Raw genomic sequence first — 22254 nt, 5'->3', positions numbered from 1 at the left:
TAGCTTTAGCTAACTAGGATTGGAGGATCTTATGGAAACAACAAAATCAAAAAAAGAAGTCTCTTTAACAAGTAGACTATTTAACTTTGCAGGGAATTATAAGTATTTTACTATCATTGGGATGATATGTTCGGCTGTTAGTGCAGTAATTGCATTATTACCGATTATATATATATGGTTAGGGGTAAAAGAAATATTTATGATGTATCCAAACATAGAGGTAACAGATAGTTTAACAAATTATGCTATTATGTCGCTTGTTATGGCACTTTTAAGTATGTTGCTATATTGTGCAGGCCTTATGTGTACACACGTAGCAGCGTTTCGTATTGCAAGAAATATTAAATCTCAAGCATTAAGCCATTTAATGCAGTTACCATTAGGATATTTTAATCAAAATGGTAGTGGTAATATGAAAAGAATTATTAGTGATAGTGCAACTAGAACAGAAACATATTTAGCACATCAGTTACCTGATATGACAGGTGCTTTTGTAACACCTATTGCAGTTATTGTATTCTTGTTTGTGTTTAATTGGAAATTAGGTTTATTATGTATGATACCAATTATTTTATCATTACTAACAATGTGTAGTTCTATGATGGGAAGTACTGCAAAAGATGATATGATTAATTATGAAGCATCATTAAGTAAAATGAATAATGAAGCTGTAGAATATGTAAGAGGAATATCAGTAGTAAAAACATTTGGTCAAAGTGTCTTTTCATTTAAAAAGTTTCATGATTCTATTAAAGAATATGAAGAATTTGTGATATATTATACAGATAACTTCCGTATATCAATGGTTGGTTTCCAAACATTGATAGGTGTTATTGCATTATTTTTAGTAGGTGGTTCTATCTTTATTTTCCAAGGAAATATAAATACGAAAGAATTTATGTTAGATTTCTTGTTCTATATTTTCTTTAGTCCTATTTGTAGTGTTATGCTTATGAAAATCATGTATTCTAGTCAAAACTCTATGGTAGCCAAAGAAGCAATTAATAAAGTAGATGCTCTTTTACATGAAAAACCATTAGAATATAAAGATAAAACAAAAACTCCTATCGCTTATGATATAGAATTTGATAACGTATCATTTACTTATCCAAATGCAATAAATAAAGCAATTGATAACATATCTTTTAGCGTAAAACAAGGACAAACAGTAGCTTTAGTAGGTACTTCAGGTAGTGGGAAATCAACAATAGCAACACTGATTGCTAGATTCTTTGATATTCAAGAGGGAGCAGTTAAGATTGGTGGAGTAGATGTACGAGATATGAATGAAGCGGATTTAATGGCTACTATTTCTTTTGTTTTCCAAAATACAACACTATATAAGATGAGTGTTTATGAAAATGTTTGTGAAGGAAAACCAGGAGCAAGTAAGGAAGAAGTAATGGAAGCATTAAAGATGGCAAGATGTCAGGATATTATTGATAAGTTACCTGATGGTATTGATACAATTGTAGGTACTAAGGGGATTTATTTATCTGGTGGAGAAGCACAAAGAATTGCTATTGCTAGAGCAATATTAAAAAATGCACCAATTATCTTATTAGATGAAGCAACAGCATTTACGGATCCTGAAAATGAACATGAAATACAATTAGCTATGAGTGAATTAGCTAAAAATAAAACAGTTATTATTATTGCTCATCGTCTTTCAACAATCCAAGAAGCAAATACAATATATGTAATTGAAGATGGTAAAATAGCAGAAAATGGAACTCACGAAGAACTTACAAATAAAGATAGTAAGTATAAAGAAATGTGGGAAGAGTATAATCATGCATTTATATGGAAAGAAAGTGAGGTACAAGCATAATGATTCCTTATTTAAGAAAAACTTTTGCACTAAGTGAAAAAGGTGCAAAAGATTTAATAAAAGCTTCCTTTTGGGCAACTGTTGTAAATATGCTTATCTTTGGTTTAACGGGAGTTGTTTATTATTTTTTACAAGATGCCCTATTAGTAACACTTAATAATGAAACACCAGTGTTTCATGTTATGTTCTATGCAGTTTATGGAATGGTATTAGTAATCTTTATCTTTATTACTTATTATATTTCATATAATGCGAATTACTTATCTGCATATAAAGAAAGTGCAGCAAAAAGAATTAGCTTAGCAGAAACAATTCGTAAATTACCATTATCATTCTTTGGTAAAAAAGACTTAGGAGATGTAACTACTGTTATTATGGGTGATGCTACAGAATTAGAACAAGCATTTTCTCATTATATACCACAAATGGTAGGAGCAGTTATTTCTATCTTTATTGCAGGTATTGGTTTATTATTCTTTCAATGGAAGATGGCATTAGCTACTTTATGGGTTGTCCCAATCGCATTCTTTTTATGTATTTTTACAAGAAGATTTCAAAATAATTTTTCTCAAAAATCAAAAGACATTAAATTATCTTATGATGATAAGATGATGGAATGTATTGAAAATATTAGAGATATTAAAGCAAATAATCGTCAAGCTATGCATATAGATGTAGTAAATCAAAAATTAAAAGACTTTGAAAAAAGTTCAGTCATTGCAGAATTAGGAGTATCTTTACCAGTAGTAAGTGCTCAAATGATCTTAAAAGTAGGTGTTGCTACTTCTATGTTAATGGGTGTTTCATTGTTAAGTAGTGGAGAAATAGATGTTCTAACATTTATCGTATTTATGATGGTTAGTACAAGAATCTTTGAACCTATAGCAGGAGCTTTAATTAATATTGCTGCTATATTCCATGCAATGATTAGTGTTCGTAGAATGCAAGAATTAGAATCTACAAAGATACAAACAGGAGTAGAAATCTTTGAACCTAATGGATATGATATCGTATTTAACAATGTAAGCTTTGCTTACAATGGAGAAGATAATGTATTAAAAGGTACTTCTTTTGTTGCTAAACAAGGAGAAGTAACAGCTTTAATAGGTCCTTCTGGTGGAGGAAAAACAACAGCTATGAAGTTAGCTGCTAGATTCTGGGATATTGAAGAAGGAACCATTACTATTGGTGGTGAAGATATTTCTACTATTGATCCAGAAACACTTCTGAAGAGTATTTCTATTGTATTCCAAGATGTAACACTATTTGATAATACTGTAATGGAAAATATTCGTATTGGTAAAAAAGGTGCTAGTGACCAAGAAATTATAGAAGCATCAAAACATGCAAAAGCTCATGATTTTATTATGGCCTTACCAAATGGATATGAGACATTAATAGGAGAAAATGGTTCTAGTTTATCAGGTGGAGAAAGACAAAGAATCTCTATAGCAAGAGCTCTATTAAAAGATGCACCTATTATCTTATTAGATGAAGCTACTTCATCATTAGATATTAAAAATGAAACTGCAGTACAACTTGCAATAGCTAATCTTACAAAAGATAAAACGGTATTAGTAATAGCGCATAGAATGCGTACTATTGCTAGAGCCAATAAAATAGTTTTATTAAAAGAAGGAAAAGTTTCTCAAATGGGAAAACATGATGATTTAATAAAAGAACAAGGAGATTATAAGAAAATGATTGATCTCCAAAACTTAAGTACGACTTGGAAGTTATAAGTATAAAGTATATATTAATCAAATTGGTAAAGCACGACCTATTGTTGAATAAACTGCTAAAATAAAAGGACGAGATACTCGTCCTTTTATTTATGATTGGACACAAAGTGTATAACTTAGTGTTATTGTTGCTATTTCGATTCGTTCTAAAGAGAAGTAACCTTCAAACTATTCCTTTTGCATTTCGATTGTCAGGTTTGATACATTATTTGCCCCGTTTTTCTACTTGTTGTCTTCTGTCTATTAATTACAGAACATAATGAAGGAGATATTTTGGTGTTTTATAAGATATACTAAAGATAAAACAGTATTGGTAATAACATATAGAATGTATTGCTAGGCTAATAAAATAGTTTTATTAAAAGAAGGAAAAGTTTCTCAAATGAGGAAACAGGATGATGTAATAAAAGAACAAGGTGAGTATAAAACAATGATTGATCTCCAAAAAAGTAAGTGCTAGTTGAAAATAGAAATTTAAATAGAAAGTTTTATCTAAACTTATTTAAGTAATATGATATAAAGAAGTTTAAGTTGAACTTGTTTAAGTAATGTGATATAAATAAGTTATAAAAGGGAGTGATTACATGGAATATAAGTTTGCAGAAGATTTACGTGCAGTACGAGAACTTTTAGGGTTGACGCAAGCTGAGTTGGCTGAGTTGATAAATGTAGAACAGGTAACAATTTCAAGAAGTGAGATTCAAAAAACAAAGCCCTCCGCACAATTTATGGAGAAATTATATGAGTTTGCTTTTAATAAAGGAATCCAATTAAATCGCTTAAAAGAAATGTTTTGGCAAGAGAAGAAAGAGAAAAATCATCAATTATTATTTCATGGATCTAAAAATATAGTGAATGGTGAATTAAGTATTTGTGTTGGAAGATCAAATAATGATTTTGGGAGTGGCTTTTATACAGGGGAAACCTATGAACAAGCTGTATCATTTGTATCTGGATATGATAATTCTTCTGTATATTTTTTAGATTTTAATAGGAATGGTCTAAAGGCGAAGGAATATATTGTGGATCAAGAGTGGATGATGGCGATAGCTTATTATAGGGGAGCTTTAGAGGAGTATAAGGATCATAAAATAGTAAGAGAGATTATTAAACATGCAAGAGAATGTGACTATATTATAGCTCCTATAGCTGATAATAGAATGTTTCAAATAATTGATTCTTTTGTTCAAGGAGAAATTACGGTGGAGCAGTGTCAACATTCTTTAGCAGCTACTAATTTAGGAAAACAGTATGTTTTTATTAGTGAGAAAGCTATTTCACAGGTGAGGATGTTAGAGCGAGTATACATGTGTCAAAGTGAAAGGGAATATTATAATAAAATCAGAAGAGCGGAGACTAAACTAGGTTTAGATAAAGTGAAATTGGCAAAAATTAGTTATAGAGGAAAAGGAATGTATATTGACGAAATGTTTAAATAAGAAATAAAGGTGGAAATATGAAGAAAATGGATAGAGATGGTTTGCTTTTGTGTGAATTACAAGGGAATGCATTTGAGGAATCTGTTAACCAATTAATGTGTAGTTCTTTGATATTTATTCGCAGATTTATGAATAGCAAAAGTGTGAAAAGATTAGATAACGGAAGTATTTTAGAAACAAATATACGTGCTAAGGACATTAATGTATTAGTAGAAGAAGAATATATTCCTACTGATTATGGTTCAGTGAAATACTCAAAAGATGAAATGTTCTGGACAGGTTATTTATATAGATATTTTTCTTATACTTATGAACTATCCTCATTAAAGGTGTATAAGATTGTAAAACCAAAGGAACTACGGGAATTGTTTTTTGCTTATCATACACTAAGTCCAGCTCAAGCAATAGAGCGTATTTTAGAAGCAAAAGGATTGCAGATGAACGAAACACAGACAATGGAAAAGCAGTATGAAATTTTTAAAAAAATCAGAGAAAATAAATAGTTATTCTAAAAAAGGATTGCTTTGCATATGCAAAACAATCCTTTGAGTCTTATTTATAAAGAAGCATACATTCTAGCATAATCAGTGATTTTTTCGAAATCACCTTTTTTAGCTAAAGTATTTAACTCTCCACCAATTCCAATCACTTCAACTCCTGCATCAAACCACTCTTTGGCATTATCAAGGCTGACACCACCTGTAACCATAATACTAACATGTGGTAGGGGTGATTTAATAGCACTAATGTACTTTGGTGAAAAGGCACTACCTGGAAATAATTTAATTACTTTAGATCCGCTCTCCATAGCTGTTACAATTTCTGTAATTGTCATACATCCTGGAATATAAGGGATGGCATAGCGATTGCATAGTATTGCTGTTTCAAGGTTAAAACTTGGAGATACAATATATTGTGCTCCAGCCATAATCGCATCTTTTGCAGTAGGGGCATCTAATACAGTTCCAGCACCAATACAAACATCAATATCTTGTTTATATTGTTTTGTTAGGTCTTTTATAATGCTACTAGCGTTACTGTTAGTATAAGCTACTTCTATTGATTTAATGCCACCTTCAATACAAGCAATAGCAGTATTTATCCCTTCTTCTTGGGTATCGCCTCTAACAACTACGACAACTTTTTGTTTTCTTAATGTTGATAATACATCTAATTTATGCATAAAATTTTCTCCTTTATCGATTAATATCTTGTTTTTGATGTAATAATTGGTCAATTTTTAAAGCGTCAACGTTCATGTTATCACCATCAACAGTACATTTATAGGTGCCGGATGCCACTGCAAAGTCAATTGTTTCTTGCAAGGGTGATTGGTTTATTATTTTATATAGAGCTCCTGCAACAAAAGCATCTCCACTACCAATGCGTTGAAGCACATCTGTTTTCAATGAGATAGACTCTTTAAATGTATTGCTTAAACCATAACATTGATAAACGTTTCTAGCATTTTCATCTGTTGTTCTAATAGTATGGAAAATGACATCAAATGCATACTCTTCTTTTAATTCACGCATACGTTTTTCAATAGTATCTGTTGATGCATTGTATCGATCAAACATAGTTATATCTTTTTCATTCGCTTTTATTGGATCAATTCCAAAGCAAATATTCGCATATCTAGCAAACTTAGAAAATAGATTCTTAGCATCTTCAATAGAAATCATTTTTGTACGAAGATTTAAATCAATACTAATTATAATGTTTCTTTTTTTAGCTTCTATCAGTAACAATTCCAATACGTTTTGTACATGCACAGATACTGCAATTGTAATGCCGCTAAAATGGAAATGAGTAATTCCTTCAAATAAAGCATCCATATCAAGCGTATCTATATCGATATCATCTATACTTGTGTTCTTACGATCGTAGTATACTTCACTTTGACGACAACCGACTCCCTCTTCTAGATAATATAATCCAACACGATTTCCAACCCATTGGATATTTGAAGTATCAATTTGATATTGATTTAGATATTGACAAAAACTTTCTCCAATAGGATTTTTAGGAAGTCCAGTAAAAACTTTAGTCATGATATGTAATCCTTGTAAATTTTTAGCAATGTTAATTTCTGAACCACCATAATACATCATCGTATTCATCTTATCCCCAATCAATTGATAATTGGTTGGACTAATACGGATTAATGGCTCACCAAATAATAATATTTTAGACATACTAATTCCTTTCTTGTAAAAAAGGTTATCGTGAGATAACCTTTTTAGTATTGTTTGATGTTATAAGATACCTTTGATATAATCAGCTATTTCTTGTACTTGACAATTTTCAAAGAAATAAGTTTGGAATTTTTCTCCAGCAACAGTTTCTTTTAAGAAATCTTGATCAATTTCTTTTAAAATAGTTAACATATCACGGTGTGTAATGTTTTTCACTTCATTTAAAATACGAGCATTACGTTGTTCTGGTATTACTCTTTCTTTAGGATATCCACCACCCATTGGTTCATCAAATAAACGAGTGAATAATAATTCTAAATTTAATTCAGCACCCCATCCAAAACCTTTTGCATAAGGAATAGAAATTGCATTCCCTCCATTGATTTGTGAAAAAAGATAAGCATCAGTTGGTTCTGCTGCAAAACCACAAACTACATTTGGGAAGCTGTTTAATGCAACCATTGCTCCGGCACCCGTTCCACATCCAGTTACTACAAAATCAACTGCTTTTGAATTTAATAAAATTGCTGCTAATAAACCATTTTGTACATAAGTTAATTGACTTTCATTTTCAATACCATACATTCCATAATTATAAACTTCATATCCTTTTTTTTGTGCAACAGTATGTAAACAATTATAAACAATACTGTTTTTTGCTGCTTGACTATTTTCGTTAATTAAAGCTATTTTCATAATATTCTTTCTCCTTATTTTGGTTGTTTTCCGATATAGGCTAAAATCCCGCCATCTACATATAAAATATGTCCATTTACAAAATCACTAGCCTCACTAGCTAAAAATACAGCAGGACCTACTAAATCTTCAGGGTCTCCCCATCTAGCTGCAGGAGTTTTTCCTACAATAAACTGATCAAATGGATGTTTACTTCCGTCTTCTTGCAATTCTCTAAGTGGTGCAGTTTGAGGAGTTGCGATATATCCAGGACCAATACCATTACATTGAATGTTGAATTCCCCATACTCTGATGCAATATTTTTTGTTAACATTTTAAGACCACCTTTAGCAGCGGCATAAGCACTCACTGTTTCACGTCCTAATTCACTCATCATAGAACAAAGGTTAATAATCTTTCCATTCCCTTTTTTAATCATTGATGGGATAACTGCTTTTGCAACAATAAATGGTGCATTTAAATCAACATCTATCACTTTTCTAAAATCTTCAGCACTCATTTCACACATTGGGATTCGTTTGATAATACCTGCATTATTCACAAGAATATCAATTACACCGATTTCTTTTTCGATCGTACTAACCATTTCATTTACCTTTTGTTCATCAGTAACATCGCAAACAAATCCACGAGCATTAATTCCTAATGCTGTATATGCAACAATTCCTTTGTCCACTAATTCTTGGTTAATATCATTGAAAACAACGGTAGCACCTGCTTGGGATAAGCCACATGCAAGTGAGAAACCAATACCATACGATGCACCAGTTACTAGTGCTATTTTCCCATTCAAGGAAAATTTATTCATATCAAAGTTCATTTTCTTTCTCCATTTCTATTGTTTTATTATATTTTATAACAATTTATAAAAGGCTATGGATGTTAATAAACAATTCGTTAATAACCAACCAAGCTACATAACTAATAATAATTCAGTAAACCGGTTTTGTCAATAAATAAAAATATTTTTAAACAAAAATAGGATATATATAGCCTTAAATACCCATATATTGTTTAAAATATACCTTTGTGTATACAAAATAGGCTTAAATAAATAAATGAAAATTTTAACAAAAGAATTGAAATCAGTATTGACAACGGTTACACTTAGATGTATGATGGAACTACCGGTAAACCGATTTACTAACGAAAAAAGGAGGTTTTTATGAAAAAGAATGTTGTTTTGGTATCGCACGGAGAATTATGTAAAGGAATGGCGCATTCCTTAAAAATGATTATTGGCGAAAACGAATCACTACTATCTTTAAGTATGATGCCAGGAGAACACGACTCAGTGGTTAGCGATCAAATTGAAAAAATGGCGACAGACAATCCAAACGTACAGTATGTTGTTGTTTCAGATTTATACGGAGGGAGTGTTGGTAACGGATGCATTCCATTGTTAGAACTTCCTAATGTTAAATTAGTAAGTGGTATGAACATGGGGTTAGTAATTGAATTATTATTTGCTCCAGCACCAATGAGTGATGATCAAATCAATGAGAAAATTAATCTTTGTAAAGAAGGGATAGTCCAAATTTCAAAGATTGAAACAAATGATCAAGTTGATGATGAAGATTTTTTTTAGGAGGAAAAAAGATGATTTCAATGATGCGCGTTGACGACCGTTTGATTCATGGGCAAGTTGCCGTGATGTGGTCAAAAGAATTAGAGATTCAAAGAATTATTGTTGCTAGTGATAAAATTGCAAGTAATACAATTCAAGTGAGTGCCTTAAAAATGGCTGCTCCTGCAGGTGTTAAAGCTGTAGCCTTGCCAATTGTCAAAGCAGCTGAGATTTTGAAAGATCCTAGATCTGCAAGTATGAAGATCTTAGTAATTTCAAATGATCCAAAAGATTTATTAGAAGTCATTAAATTAATTGATGACAAACCAATATTAAATATTGCGAATTATGGAAGAATTGGAAGTAAAAGTTTATCAAGCAAAACTAGAATTGCTGAATCTGTTTATTTAACAGAGGAAGATATTAAAGTAGTAAATGAAATTCTTGAATGTGGTATTGATATCATTCACCAACCACTACCAAGTAGTAATTGTCAAAAATTTAAAGAACTAATGGGAGGAAATTAAAATGATTACAAATGCATTAATTGTAGGTTTTGTATTAGCTTTAGCTAAGTTTTTAGATTGGTATTGTCAAACTCAGTTAAGTAGACCAATCTTTATCGTATCAATATTAGGGGCGCTTTTAGGATATCCAACAGAAGGTATTATATTAGCAGCTCAATTAGAATTAGTATTTATCGGAAATGTAAGTTTAGGTGGTGTAATGCCAAGTGACTTCACATTGGGATCAATCTTCGGTGCTGCATTTGCACTTTTATTAGGAGAAGACTTAACAGCTGCTGTTACTCTTGCATTGCCACTTGCAGCATTAGGAACATTGTTATATTCTTCAATGAAAGTTGTTGTTACTTCAATCGTTGCTACATTTGAAAGATATATCGATGAAAAAAATATCAAAGCATATAAAAATTTATGGATTGCTCAATTCATAGCATTCCATGGTTGTTATTTTACATTAGGGTTCTTATGTATCTATTTAGGAACAGATGTAGTATCAGCATTTATTAATGCAATTCCAGCATGGGTACAAAGTTCAATGACTGTAGCTTCTGCTATGTTACCTGCACTTGGGTTAGCTTTATTATTAAAAACATTATGGCAAAAAGAAACATGTCCTTATTATTTCTTAGGATTTGGACTTGGAGCTTTCGTATTCTACAATAATACAACAGCTGCAACACTTGTTGATGGTGCTGTAGAATTAACAAGTTCATCTACAAAAGTATTTTCTTTAGTACAAATTGCATTTATTGGTGCTGCTATTGCTGCATTAGTTATCTTTGGAGAATTAAGAAAAATTAAAGAAAATAGTAATAAAGTAGCAGGGGTAAGTAATGATGAAGGAGGGGATTTTTTCAATGACTAGTCTAACAGAGAATAAAAGCACAGGTTTAACAAAACAAGAAAATAAATTAATACGTTCAGTATTCACAAGATCAATGTGGTTAATGTTCTGTACATCTTATACAAAACAACAAGGGACAACATTTGCATGGACAATGATTCCTTACTTAGAAGATATTTATGGAAAAGAAACAGATGAATTCTATGCATCAATGGCAAGACATCAAAACTTCTTTAACACAACACCAGGTATGTCACCATTTATTTTCGCTCTTGTAATTGCAATGGAACAAGAAAGAAAAGCAGCTTTAGATAATGGTAAAGAATTTGATGATGCTGCAATTGAATCAATCAAAGTAGCGTTAATGGGACCTTTAGCAGGGATTGGAGATTCTATCTTTGTTGGTGCTTTAAGAATTATTGCAATTGGTGTTGCAATTGGATTTTCACAAAGTGGTTCATGGTTAGGACCAATCTTATTCTTACTTGTATTCAATATACCAAACTTATTAATCCGTTATTTTGCAACATATTATGGATTTAAAGTAGGTACTTCATTTATTTCACAAGCATTAGAATCTGGTGCTATTACAGCTTTTACAAAAGGTTTCTCAATAATGGGATTAATCATGACAGGAGCTATGACAGCACAATATGTTAGTTTTACAACTACATTTGCTGCAGATTTTGGTGAAACAACATTTGTTTTACAAACTGTATTAGATTCAATTTTACCAGGTATGTTACCACTTGGAATTACAATGGCAGCATTCGTCTATTTACGTAAACATAACAATCCAGTTAAATTGCTTGTTATTATGTTCATAGCTTCAGTTGTTCTAACATTGTTAGGAATTTGTGGATAATCACTAATCAAAGAAGGTTAACAATGTTAACCTTCTATTTTCTTATGTTGGAGGTATCGTATGGAATCATTTACGAAAGAAAGTTTAATCACATTTATAAAAAAAACATTACCAGATCCTTTAGTATATCATGAAAAACATGGGGCTAGTTATTCATTGGGTATCCGTGAATTAGAGTATCGTTCTAGGCCGCTTTGGGCTATTTTTTCATTAATGATAAATGACCAAGAGAAGTATCAGGATATCATCATGCCTTATATAGAACAAATGAAATTAGGATTCAATCAAGAAAGTGAACATAAGTTTTTAAAACCTACAACGAAAACAAGACAAATTGCAGTTGAGATGGCAGTTTATGGATATGGGTTATTATGTTGTAAAGAGAAATTGCTTACCTGTTTTAATGAGGAACAAAAGCAATATCTAGAAGAATGGTTGTATTCGATTAATGAAATAGAACTGCCTAAAAATAACTGGTTATTTTTTTCATTAATGGTTAATTATGGTTTAAAAATGAATTGTATGACCTACAGTCAAACACGTATTGATGAGGCACTGGAAGGGATTGAAGAGATGTATATAGGTGGTGGTTGGTATCGAGATGGAGATACAAGTCAACTAGATTATTATATCTCTTTTGCTTTTCATTTTTATAGTCATATCTTAAAAAGATACTGTCCTGATTTTAACTTAGATGTAAAGAACAGAAGTATTGCATTTGAACGAGATTTTCGATACTGGTTTGATAAAGAAGGAAGAAGCCTTCCTTTTGGAAGAAGTTTAACTTATCGATATGGACATATTAGTTATTGGAGTGCTTGTATTGTTAGTGGTATACATGAATTAGAAATAGAAAAAATAAAAGGATTAATTTTTGATCATTTAAATTTGTGGTTTCAAAAAGAAGATCTATGTGAAGTAGGATACGGTTATCCTAATTTAGTATTAAGTGAGGAATATAATGCATGTGGATCACAAATGTGGGCTATGAAAACATTTGTTTTGTTATCATTACCAGATGATCATATGTTTTGGAAAATAAAAGCATGTTCAAAGCGTGATTATGATTTTATTCATTGTAATGATAAAGCAGGATTGTTATTTGTTAGTGATAAAGATCATCATTATGCGTTGTCTGCAAGTCAATATAGTAAAGGTGGTATTTTGCAACAAATGTCCAAGTATGGTAAATTTTGTTACTCAAGTGCCTTTGGGTGGAATGTTTCTCGTGATGTAATTGGTATAGATAATTTTGCAGTCGATCAAGCATTAGCGTTATCCGTGAAAGGAACAAACCAGTATGCTAGTCGTACTAAAATAGAAGATTATCGTATTACATCAGAGTATATTTATAGTGTTTGGAACTATGGAGAGATTGCGAAGATAGAAACATGGTTAATCCCAGTTAATGGCCAATGCCATGTACGAATTCATCGAATTCAATCTACTTATTTGTTACAAACCTATGAAGGAAGTTATCCTGTTGATTCTTGGAATTATAAGTTTGACAAGGCAAGAAATATTGATAATGGGATAGAAATTTATAAAAATGACATGCATAGTGCGATAGTAGATTTAATGCAAAATCGTAATCCTCATATCGTAAAACAAAACCCAAATACAAATATATATTCTTATGAGATAAATGCGATACCTACATTAGAAGGTACGTTAAAAAATGGTATAATAGGTAGTGTTATTTATGGTTCACCATCGCATGAAATAGAATATCAAGATATTGTGTATCAAGAAAATAGTGTACTTATTAATAATCAAATTATAAAATTAAAAGAAATGAAGGAGTTAGAAGATGGAATATAAAATAGATGCTACTGACAAACTGTGGTTAGAAGAAACTTATGAAAAAATAAAAGATAAAATGTCTGCTCAATGCGATCGTATAGGCGATAAAATACCTTATATTGCTAATGATGGAGTATACAAAGAAGATAAATCAGAAACTGATATTATCTGGTGGACAAATGGTTTTTGGCCTGGGATGTTATGGCAAATGTATCACGCTACAAATGAGGAAAAATACAAAGATGTTGCCAATCGTGTGGAAGATAAATTAGACAAAGCATTTGATACATATACTGGTTTACATCATGATGTAGGTTTTATGTGGTTACATTCAGCAGTTGCAAATTATCGTATCACTGGAAATGAAAGATCAAAAGCTAGAGCATTACATGCTACTCATTTATTAGCTGGTAGATATAATCCTAGAGGGAAATTCATTCGTTCATGGAATCGTGATCGTAGTGGATGGGTTATTGTGGATAGTATGATGAATATTCCTATGCTTTATTGGGCAAGAGATGAAATTCAAGATCCTCGTTTTGATTATGTTGCAAGAGATCATGCTGATACAGTGATGAAACATACAGTAAGAGTAGATGGATCATGTAATCATGTTATTGCTTTGGATCCTACAAATGGTGATTTATTAGAAACTCCTGCAGGACAAGGATATGCCTCTGGATCATCTTGGTCAAGAGGACAAGCCTGGGCTATTTATGGATTTGCTTTAAGTTATTTCTATACAGAAAATAAAGAATATTTAGATACTGCTAAAAAAGTAGCACATTACTTTCTTTCACAAGTTAACCTAACAGGTAATGTAGCTGTGATTGATTTTAGAGCACCAAAAGAACCAGTATTCTTTGATTCTACAGCAGGAGTTTGCGCAGCTTGTGGTTTACTAGAAATTGCGAAACATGTAGATGAGTTAGAAAAAGATTTTTATGTTAATGCTGCAATTAAGATTTTAAGAGCTACTGATGAAAAATTCTGTAACTGGGATGTTAATTTTGATTCTATTGTGCAAATGGGATCAGGTTCTTATTTTACAGATCATGACAAGCATGTACCTATTATCTATGGAGATTATTTCTTTATGGAAGCAATCTTAAGATTAATGGATAAAGATATTTTATTATGGTAGAATCTCTTGACCATCAGCTATTATGCGTAGATGTAGATGGAACATTAGCTAGAAGTGATAAATCAGTATCAACAACTAATAAAGAAGCATTAAAAAAAGTAAGTGATTTAGGTATGATTGTTGCTATTGCATCTGGTAGATCAATTGTTTCGGTTCAAAGTTTATTAGATGAAATGAATTTAGATTATTATGCAGTATGTTTGAATGGGGCACTAGTTATAGCGAAAGATAAGGTAGTAAGTGTTTCTTCTTTTACAAAAACACAAGTTGATATTGCTTGTGAGATTATTGAAAAACACCAAACAAGTGCAACATTCAATACTCCTTATCGTTCAATTAGAAATTATGATATACCTCCTTTATGGAAAGCACAAATAGAAAATGGAAGCTTGAAAGCTGACTATATTGTTGCAAGTAATAGAAAAGAATATTTTGAATTAATACAACAACATAGTAGTGAAATAGTAAAAATATCAATATTAGAAAAAGATCATGAAAGATTTGAAAAAATTAAAGATGATTTTAATCAAACTGATTTATTTCACGTAGTGAAATCAGATATAGATTATATTGATGTCATGATTAAAGGTTGTACGAAGGGGAAAGGTGTTATAGCACTAGCTGATTATTTAAATATTCCATTAAGCCAAGTTATTTGTATTGGAGATAATGAAAATGATATAGAAATGATGGCTTGTGCAGGTAAATCAATTGCTATGGAAAATGCAATTGATGAAGTTAAAGTATTGGCTGATCATATAACAGGGCATCATAATCAAGATGGTGTAGCGTTAGCGATAGAACAGTTTATCATAACAAAAGAGTAATATCGATTACATAAGTAAAGGAGAGCATATGGCTATATTTGAAATATCAATAAGAGATAAAGATAACAAAGTTTTAATAGAAAATAAAGCACTTAATGAGGTAACGATAGCATATCGTGGTGAATACCTTCCAGGTGACTATATTCAACTTAAAAGTGATACAAAAGATATTTATATTAAACTACGATTAGATGATAGTCTAACAGAAAGTATTGTTTATTTAAGTGATTATATTTTTTGTTTTCCAATTCCTTGTGGTGATGATTTAAAACCATATGGGGAAAAGGCATTTACAGGAATAAGACACTGGGGTTATGTTTCTTTATTAGATAAAAAAGAATATAATAATGTTAGAAACTTAGCATTAAATACATTTGATTATAATGATAATCAAATAATCTATCCACATGTTACTACCAATGTAATGACTGATAATCCACAATTCTTTGGACGTAATGTGATTGATGGCATATTTGAAACATCGAATCACGGTAGTTGGCCTCATAGCTCATGGGGTATCAATAAACAATCGGATGCTTGGATAAAGGTAGATTTTAAAGAAACTGTTTTTGTGGATGAATTATTAATATATTTAAGAGCTGATTTTCCTCATGATAACTGGTGGCAAAAGATGACAGTAACCTTTAGTGATGGAGAAAGTAGAATATTGTCATTAGAAAAAACAGGACAATCACAAGTGATTAGTGTAAAGAAAAAAACAAATATGATTGTGTTATCAGATTTAATGATGTCTAATGAAGAATCACTATTTCCTGCTTTAAGTCAAATGAAGGTAATAGGTAAATTAGATAATTAGCAGGTTAAAGGGAAATAAAGATAGAATAGGAATGCTTTATACATGATAAAGTATATAAATATCTTTTAAAAATATTAGAGTTAAGCATATACATGTTGTGTATATGCTACTTTTTTTCAAAGATGAGTCAATGAATGAATATAAACACTCAGATTCAGACATAAAATGTTGCTTGATACAGGACATTAAAAGAATTAATAGCACTTCCACTATCTGGTTTTCTAGAGATTAATATGGAATATGTATCATTGATCTTTTTCAGTGTTATTTTTTCAAGACAATACGATATTCGTATGAATGTTATGATTTACTAGGTTTTAAATTCTAAGCCACATCTTTTCACGTATTATTAAGTCAGAGATAATATATATGTTATTTTGGGGCATTTTTAAAGGATAACTAAGAAGATAGTATCATAATTTAATCAATAAATGGGTTAGTAAACTGTTTACTAATGACAAATGTTGTGATAAAATCAAAATGAAATAGGAGAGTTATGATATGGATTCGGAAAAGAAGATAACAATTAAAGAGATCGCTGAAATGTCAGGAGTTTCTAAGACAACTGTTTCATTTTATTTGAATGGTAAAACAGAAAAAATGTCTCTAAAAACAAAAAAGAAAATAGAAGATGTAATAAATGAAACACAATATAGTCCTAGTGTAATAGCAAGAACATTAAACTCAAAGAGTAGTAAATTATTAGGTGTTATTATTGGAGATATTACCAATACATTTTCAAATCAAATTGTAAAAGGGATTGAAATTGTTGCAGAAGATAAAGGATATCAAATAATTGTTGGAAATAGTGATTATCGATTTGATCGTGAAGAAACATATGTTGATCGTATGATTTCTATGGGAGTAGATGGTTTTATTATTCAACCAACAGCTAGATTTAGAAAAATATCAAAGAAGATTGAATCTTTAGGGAAACCAATGGTATTTTTTGATAGTAAATTATTTGATATAAAAACAAACTGGGTAAAAACAAATAACTATGAAGTTACTTATGACACTATTCATCAGTGTGTTGAAAAAGGGTATGAAAAGTTCTATATGATTACAGCTAATCCACAACTAATTAGTACTAGATTAGAACGAAATAGTGGTTTCTTGGATGCTTTAGATGATAGTGAGATAGAATATGATGTTCTTACCATTAATGAAGATGAAGAAAAACCAGAAAATATAGCTAATTTCTTAAATGAAAGATTGGACTTTAGTAAAAAGAACTTAATCTTTGTACCTAACTGTTGGGCTTTACCAACTGTTTTTCTAGCATTAAAGGATCACCGTCATCATATGCCAAATCTTGGTTTAGTGGGGTTTGATAATTTAGAGTGGGTTAATTTTTCCTCACCAACTATTACAACCATTATTCAACCTGCTATTGAAGAAGGTGTAGAAGTTGCAAAGATATTAATTGATAAAATTGAAGATAGTCATGAAGTACCAGAACAACAAGTATTAGATTGTTGTGTTATTTGGAATGAATCAACATTATAATGATTTAAAAACAGAAAGGCCTTTTTCTATCAAACTGATTTGATAGATGAAAGGTCTTTTCTATTAGAAAGACAATTATTAGGTGAAATTATTGATTGGAGTAGCCTACGTTTATCGTGGTACCTGTCGTCAATACCGTGAATAATCTTCACCCAGCATTTACTGAAAATGAAAAGACTTTTATTGTTTAGGAACAATAAGTGTCTTTTTTTTTTGTACCTAAAAGAAGGGGGAATATTATAGGATCTAACATTTTTAATATCTATTTTATTCTAGGCATATCAGCTTTTGTAAGCCCAATTCAGGTTGCTATCACTGCCTTATATGATAATTTATTTCTATTTATAATCAGTTTACTTTCTTTATTACTAATAAAGAAAGTAGTATTTCATAAGAAAATAGGTTTATCCATGATTATCATCTATATATTGTATACTGTATGGATCATAATACGATAAAATGAATATTTTCATATTTTTATTTTGTTTGATTATCACGCTATAATTGACTATAATAAGAGTAACAAGGTACATGGGAGGTATACTATGATGAGAGAATCTTTACCATTAGTTTTAACTTTAAAAATAAAAGGAGTAAACATTCATTATTATTCTTTTTGGGGAGCTTTTACAATGTCTGCTCTTTATTCAGGCAAAGAATTACTTAAAATTTATGAAGAAAAGGGATATGAACAATCAACACTTGATCCTGAAATCATTGGTTATGAATTATTTCATCAGTTACGTGTAAATACATTTACAGATAGTTCTTGGAGAACCATTAGTCATGCTGGATTAACAGAGAGTGCTTATCAGTATATGAATCATAAATATCCTGATTATGATTTCATTCTTGAAAATGATAAAGTAGCAGGTTTTATTTATTTAGATAATAAAGATGATCAAGATGTATTCCATCATCTTCAAACAAATCATAATATACCAACAGATAGTTTTATGATTGATTTTGATAAGAAATCAATAAACTTTGGTTTATTTCTAATTAATGATTATGATGATTATAAAGAAAATATAAATATTGGTGAAGATGCAAAAGATTTAGAAGCATTACCAAATATCGATATTGATTTTAAAAACTTATCTTTTGAAGAGTTTAAGAATCTAGATGATAAATTAGCAGGTATCGATGAGTTTGTACACAACGAAAATAACGAACGATTTATCTATTTTCAAATTCTAAATTAAAAAATAAAACAAGACTCTTTTGGATTACCAAAAGGTCTTGTTTTTATTAGTGACAATTAGCTCCACAATGGGGACAAGTTGTATCATCTGAATTGTATTTACCACCACAATACTCACAAATCAATTTTTCTTTTACTTGCATTGTTGGAGTAGTCTGGGGAGGTGTTGATATTTGTTGTGCATTATTGGTATTTTTCGCATTTTTGAAAGCAGTGATTATAATGCTTAAAACAACAATAAAAATGATAATAACAGTTAAAAATATAATTATTGGAACAATAAGAAAAAGTGACATTATAAAAATCCTCCTAAAAAGAGTATACTGCTAATAAATGGTAATGTCTAATTAAAAAATATCACAATTATAAAAGATAAGTGCTATAATATGTAACAATAAGTATAGTAGGGGGAGTTATATGTTAGGAACTATTGTAAATGCAATTACAATCATTGTATGTAGTCTTATTGGAGTATTCTTAAAAGGTGGAATTAAAGAAAAGTATCGTCAAACTATAATGATGGCTTTAGGGTTAGCAGTAATCTATGTTGGGGCATCAGGGGCAATTTCTGGTTTATTAGAAGAAGGAGCTGAACCTTTGTTATTTATTATTAGTTTAGTTATTGGTTCTTTAATTGGAGAATGGATTGATATAGAATTACGTTTAGAAAAGCTAGGTGACTTTATTCAAGAAAAGATGAGTAGCAATGATTCTAATATTTCAAAAGGATTTGTTAGTGCTAGTTTGATATTTTGTGTAGGAACAATGGCTATCTTAGGTTCATTAGAAAGTGGTTTAGTTGGTGATCATACTACGTTATATGTTAAAAGTATTCTAGATGGAATTATGTCTATTATTTTAGCGTCTTCTATGGGTATAGGAGTTATCTTATCATCCGTTAGTGTATTTGTTTACCAGGGTTTAATTACCATATTTGCTCAAGTACTAGATCCTTTTATGACAGTAGATGTATTACGTGAGATTAATATTATCGGAGGTATCTTAATTTCTGCAATCGGAATTAATATTTTAGAAATCAAAAAAATTAAAGTAGGTAATATGTTACCAGCTATAGTAATACCATTTTTATATTATGTTTTAAACATCAATCAATTCTTTTTATAGGAGGTTTTATGGAAAAAACAATGAAAAAATTGGCTACCTTTTCTAGTGTAGTAGCAATTGTTTTATGGATAGTGAATTGTCTTGTAACAGCAAGTATCTTAAGTATAATGATGATTACTTTTTTAACAACAGCTTATCATTTCGATATGCGTCTACTTGTAGGGACAATTCTTGGTAAAAAATATCAAAACATAGATCCTAATAACAGTTGGTTTCAAGAAAAAAGATTTGAAAAGAAATTATATAATTTATTAGGTGTAAGGAGTTGGAAAAAACATATTCCAACCTATTCTCCTAATAGTTTTGATCTTAATAAAACAGAATTACCAGAAATACTTAGAAACACATGTACTAGTGAAATAGTCCATGAAGCTATTGTAATTTGTTCTTTTATACCCGTATTAATATCATTGACAATTCCTTTTTTAAGAGATGATGTAGTAATATTTTTAATAACTTCTATCTTGGCTGCATGTGTGGATAGTATCTTTATCATCGTACAAAGATATAACCGACCTAGATTAAGAAAAATAATAGCACGTAAAAAACCTAACTAAGTTAGGTTTTTTTAAACTGTATTTAAAATAATATTGTCTTTATGTAATGGATACTAGATAATAACTATTGACTTTTGTTCTCTAGAGAACTATAATTGTTCTCAAGTGAACAAAGGAGGATATTATGATTGATTTAAGAGAAACAACACATTTTATTAATTTAAAAAGAAAGAATTATTTTAATGGTTTATTAGAACAAACAGGATTAAATTTAATAGAATTAGACATACTAGTTTTTCTTAGTGAATTTCCTGAAAATAATACGTTCACTGAAATTATGAAATCAAAAGATTATGCAAAATCTTATGTTTCAAAAGCAATTACTAATTTAGTAAATAATGGTTATTTATTAAAAGAAGGATCATTATCAAATAAAAAGGTATATAACTTATTTTTATTAGAAAAAGGAGAACCGATTATATTGTTATATCATCAATGCTTAGAAGAATTTAGAAATAAAGCTTTTTTAGGAATAAAGGATGAAGAACAAAAAATATTTGAAAATGTCATTCAACAGATTTCAAATAACTTAGAAGATTAGGAGAAGATTATGGAAACAGTTTTAATTTGTATTATTGCAGGGATGGGTGCAGGATTAGGAACTGGTTTTGCAGGAATGAGTGCAGCTGTTGTTATTTCACCAATGCTTGTTTCATTTTTAGGTATGAATGCCTTTGAAGCAATTGGAATAGCTTTAGCTTCTGATGTATTAGCAAGTGCTGCATCAGCTTATACATATGGTAAGAATAAAAATATTGATTTAAAGAGAAGTAAATCTTTGTTTGTTAGTGTTTTAGTATTTACATTAATAGGTGCATTTGTAGCACATTTAGTGCCAGCTACTACAATGGGTGATTTTACAGTGTATGGTTGTGTATTGATGGGTATTAATTTTTTAATGAAATCATTCAAAGACGAAGCTCCAAAACAACATAAAGAGTATACTGGTATTTGGAAAAAATTATTACCTATTTTATGTGGGGCATTAATTGGATTTATATGTGGATTTATTGGTGCTGGTGGAGGTATTATGATGTTAATGCTTTTAACTGCAGTACTTCATTATGAATTAAAAACAGCAGTTGGAACAAGTGTCTTTATTATGACTTTTACTGCACTATTTGGAGCTACTTCCCATTTTGCATTAAATGGAGTTTTCCCAGATGTTACAGTATTGTTATTATGTATTTCATCCACATTATTCTTTGCAACATTAGGAGCAAGATTTGCGAACAAAGCCCAACCAAAAGTATTGAATCGTGCCACAGGAATAGTACTCTTAACATTAGGGGTATTTATGGTTGCTTCTCAATATATTACAGCTTTATAATCCTTATGATGTGTATCTAGTTTTCTAGACATTAGGATCCCATGGATGTTTCCCTGTATTTTACAGGAGGCGTCCATTTTTTGAATTCTGCTATGGAGAGTAACCATAATCCATCTCGTTTATTAGTCAGAATATGTTAATGGATGATTACAACAACTTCCATTTCCTATCAAATTGTAAGCAAATATGGAGTTTCATCCTATTGATAACGTAAGGATTTTTTCATTGAAA

Annotated in this window: 24 protein-coding genes; 19 read left to right on the top strand and 5 right to left on the bottom strand. The window is 30.3% G+C overall.

Annotated features, from left to right (window positions below; translation table 11 throughout):
• Positions 1–31 precede the first annotated feature (31 nt).
• The 4 genes from LRR82_RS08780 (at position 32) to LRR82_RS08765 (ending at position 5515) form a co-directional block, all read left to right on the top strand.
• On the top strand, positions 32–1831 hold the full coding sequence (locus tag LRR82_RS08780; RefSeq protein ID WP_249029052.1) for an ABC transporter ATP-binding protein: 1800 nt from the start codon (positions 32–34) through the stop codon (positions 1829–1831).
• The gene (locus tag LRR82_RS08775; protein WP_249029051.1) at positions 1831–3573 is read left to right on the top strand and encodes an ABC transporter ATP-binding protein; all 1743 of its coding nucleotides are present in this window, start codon (positions 1831–1833) and stop codon (positions 3571–3573) included. Before LRR82_RS08780 ends, LRR82_RS08775 begins: the two co-directional genes overlap by 1 nt.
• A 584-nt stretch (positions 3574–4157) precedes the next feature.
• Entirely contained in the window at positions 4158–5012 is an 855-nt protein-coding gene (locus LRR82_RS08770; protein WP_249029050.1) for a DUF3990 domain-containing protein, read from the top strand.
• A 17-nt stretch (positions 5013–5029) separates the two neighbouring features.
• Positions 5030–5515 carry an antitoxin gene (locus tag LRR82_RS08765; protein ID WP_249029049.1) on the top strand — a complete coding sequence of 162 codons (486 nt, stop codon included), beginning with the start codon at positions 5030–5032 and terminating at the stop codon, positions 5513–5515.
• 53 nt (positions 5516–5568) lie between these two features.
• Here LRR82_RS08765 and LRR82_RS08760 read toward each other — a convergent pair whose 3' ends face one another.
• From LRR82_RS08760 to LRR82_RS08745, 4 genes are read right to left on the bottom strand one after another with little or no spacing between them, the layout of a single operon-like run.
• Positions 5569–6195, bottom strand: a complete 627-nt coding sequence (locus LRR82_RS08760; RefSeq protein WP_249029048.1) for a bifunctional 2-keto-4-hydroxyglutarate aldolase/2-keto-3-deoxy-6-phosphogluconate aldolase — start codon at positions 6193–6195, stop codon at positions 5569–5571.
• A 13-nt stretch (positions 6196–6208) separates the two neighbouring features.
• Entirely contained in the window at positions 6209–7210 is a 1002-nt protein-coding gene (locus tag LRR82_RS08755) for a sugar kinase (protein WP_249029047.1), read from the bottom strand.
• A 60-nt stretch (positions 7211–7270) separates the two neighbouring features.
• Positions 7271–7906 (bottom strand): RpiB/LacA/LacB family sugar-phosphate isomerase, encoded by a 636-nt coding sequence (locus tag LRR82_RS08750; RefSeq protein WP_249029046.1) that lies wholly within the window; start codon positions 7904–7906, stop codon positions 7271–7273.
• A gap of 14 nt (positions 7907–7920) precedes the next feature.
• The gene (locus LRR82_RS08745; RefSeq protein WP_249029045.1) at positions 7921–8727 is read right to left on the bottom strand and encodes a gluconate 5-dehydrogenase; all 807 of its coding nucleotides are present in this window, start codon (positions 8725–8727) and stop codon (positions 7921–7923) included.
• Between the two features lie 345 nt (positions 8728–9072).
• On the opposite strand from LRR82_RS08745, the gene LRR82_RS08740 reads away from it, so the two are divergent.
• The 11 genes from LRR82_RS08740 to LRR82_RS08695 all read left to right on the top strand — a co-directional run bounded on the left by LRR82_RS08740 (position 9073) and on the right by LRR82_RS08695 (position 19012).
• Positions 9073–9495, top strand: coding sequence for a PTS sugar transporter subunit IIA (locus LRR82_RS08740; protein WP_249029044.1), 423 nt, complete (start codon positions 9073–9075; stop codon positions 9493–9495).
• Between the two features lie 11 nt (positions 9496–9506).
• Complete coding sequence (locus tag LRR82_RS08735; RefSeq protein WP_249029043.1) at positions 9507–10001, top strand: PTS system mannose/fructose/N-acetylgalactosamine-transporter subunit IIB; 495 nt, start codon at positions 9507–9509, stop codon at positions 9999–10001.
• A 1-nt stretch (position 10002) separates the two neighbouring features.
• Positions 10003–10863 carry a PTS sugar transporter subunit IIC gene (locus LRR82_RS08730; protein WP_249029042.1) on the top strand — a complete coding sequence of 287 codons (861 nt, stop codon included), beginning with the start codon at positions 10003–10005 and terminating at the stop codon, positions 10861–10863.
• Positions 10856–11707, top strand: coding sequence for a PTS system mannose/fructose/sorbose family transporter subunit IID (locus tag LRR82_RS08725; protein ID WP_249029041.1), 852 nt, complete (start codon positions 10856–10858; stop codon positions 11705–11707). Before LRR82_RS08730 ends, LRR82_RS08725 begins: the two co-directional genes overlap by 8 nt.
• A 60-nt stretch (positions 11708–11767) precedes the next feature.
• Complete coding sequence (locus LRR82_RS08720; RefSeq protein ID WP_249029040.1) at positions 11768–13528, top strand: DUF2264 domain-containing protein; 1761 nt, start codon at positions 11768–11770, stop codon at positions 13526–13528.
• Positions 13518–14654 carry a glycoside hydrolase family 88 protein gene (locus tag LRR82_RS08715; protein ID WP_249029039.1) on the top strand — a complete coding sequence of 379 codons (1137 nt, stop codon included), beginning with the start codon at positions 13518–13520 and terminating at the stop codon, positions 14652–14654. Before LRR82_RS08720 ends, LRR82_RS08715 begins: the two co-directional genes overlap by 11 nt.
• Complete coding sequence (locus LRR82_RS08710) at positions 14648–15481, top strand: Cof-type HAD-IIB family hydrolase (protein ID WP_249029038.1); 834 nt, start codon at positions 14648–14650, stop codon at positions 15479–15481. The genes LRR82_RS08715 and LRR82_RS08710 overlap by 7 nt, the downstream gene beginning before the upstream one ends.
• 28 nt (positions 15482–15509) lie before the next feature.
• Positions 15510–16298 carry a hypothetical protein gene (locus LRR82_RS08705; RefSeq protein ID WP_249029037.1) on the top strand — a complete coding sequence of 263 codons (789 nt, stop codon included), beginning with the start codon at positions 15510–15512 and terminating at the stop codon, positions 16296–16298.
• Positions 16299–16799: 501 nt separating this feature from the next.
• Entirely contained in the window at positions 16800–17807 is a 1008-nt protein-coding gene (locus LRR82_RS08700; RefSeq protein ID WP_249029036.1) for a LacI family DNA-binding transcriptional regulator, read from the top strand.
• Between the two features lie 200 nt (positions 17808–18007).
• Positions 18008–18265 (top strand): hypothetical protein, encoded by a 258-nt coding sequence (locus tag LRR82_RS10985; RefSeq protein WP_399201155.1) that lies wholly within the window; start codon positions 18008–18010, stop codon positions 18263–18265.
• An 87-nt stretch (positions 18266–18352) separates the two neighbouring features.
• The gene (locus tag LRR82_RS08695) at positions 18353–19012 is read left to right on the top strand and encodes a hypothetical protein (protein WP_249029035.1); all 660 of its coding nucleotides are present in this window, start codon (positions 18353–18355) and stop codon (positions 19010–19012) included.
• Between the two features lie 46 nt (positions 19013–19058).
• On the opposite strand, the gene LRR82_RS08690 is transcribed toward LRR82_RS08695, so the two are convergent.
• Positions 19059–19307: a hypothetical protein gene (locus LRR82_RS08690; RefSeq protein ID WP_249029034.1), complete on the bottom strand. Its 249-nt coding sequence runs from the start codon at positions 19305–19307 to the stop codon at positions 19059–19061.
• Positions 19308–19428: 121 nt separating this feature from the next.
• Here LRR82_RS08690 and LRR82_RS08685 point away from each other — a divergent pair, with 121 nt between their 5' ends.
• The 4 genes from LRR82_RS08685 (at position 19429) to LRR82_RS08670 (ending at position 22023) form a co-directional block, all read left to right on the top strand.
• A complete protein-coding gene (locus LRR82_RS08685; protein WP_249029033.1) occupies positions 19429–20136 on the top strand; it encodes a DUF554 domain-containing protein in 708 nt (235 codons plus the stop codon).
• Between the two features lie 8 nt (positions 20137–20144).
• Positions 20145–20693, top strand: a complete 549-nt coding sequence (locus LRR82_RS08680) for a glycosyl-4,4'-diaponeurosporenoate acyltransferase CrtO family protein (RefSeq protein ID WP_249029032.1) — start codon at positions 20145–20147, stop codon at positions 20691–20693.
• A 124-nt stretch (positions 20694–20817) separates the two neighbouring features.
• Entirely contained in the window at positions 20818–21234 is a 417-nt protein-coding gene (locus LRR82_RS08675) for a MarR family winged helix-turn-helix transcriptional regulator (RefSeq protein ID WP_249029031.1), read from the top strand.
• Positions 21235–21243: 9 nt separating this feature from the next.
• The gene (locus LRR82_RS08670) at positions 21244–22023 is read left to right on the top strand and encodes a sulfite exporter TauE/SafE family protein (protein WP_249029030.1); all 780 of its coding nucleotides are present in this window, start codon (positions 21244–21246) and stop codon (positions 22021–22023) included.
• Positions 22024–22254: the final 231 nt, after the last annotated feature.

Source organism: Tannockella kyphosi, from assembly GCF_021054785.1.
Taxonomy (GTDB): domain Bacteria; phylum Bacillota_I; class Bacilli_A; order Erysipelotrichales; family Coprobacillaceae; genus Tannockella; species Tannockella kyphosi.
The sequence above is the reverse complement of the archived record's forward strand: the minus strand, read 5'-3'. Positions and strand labels throughout refer to the sequence as shown.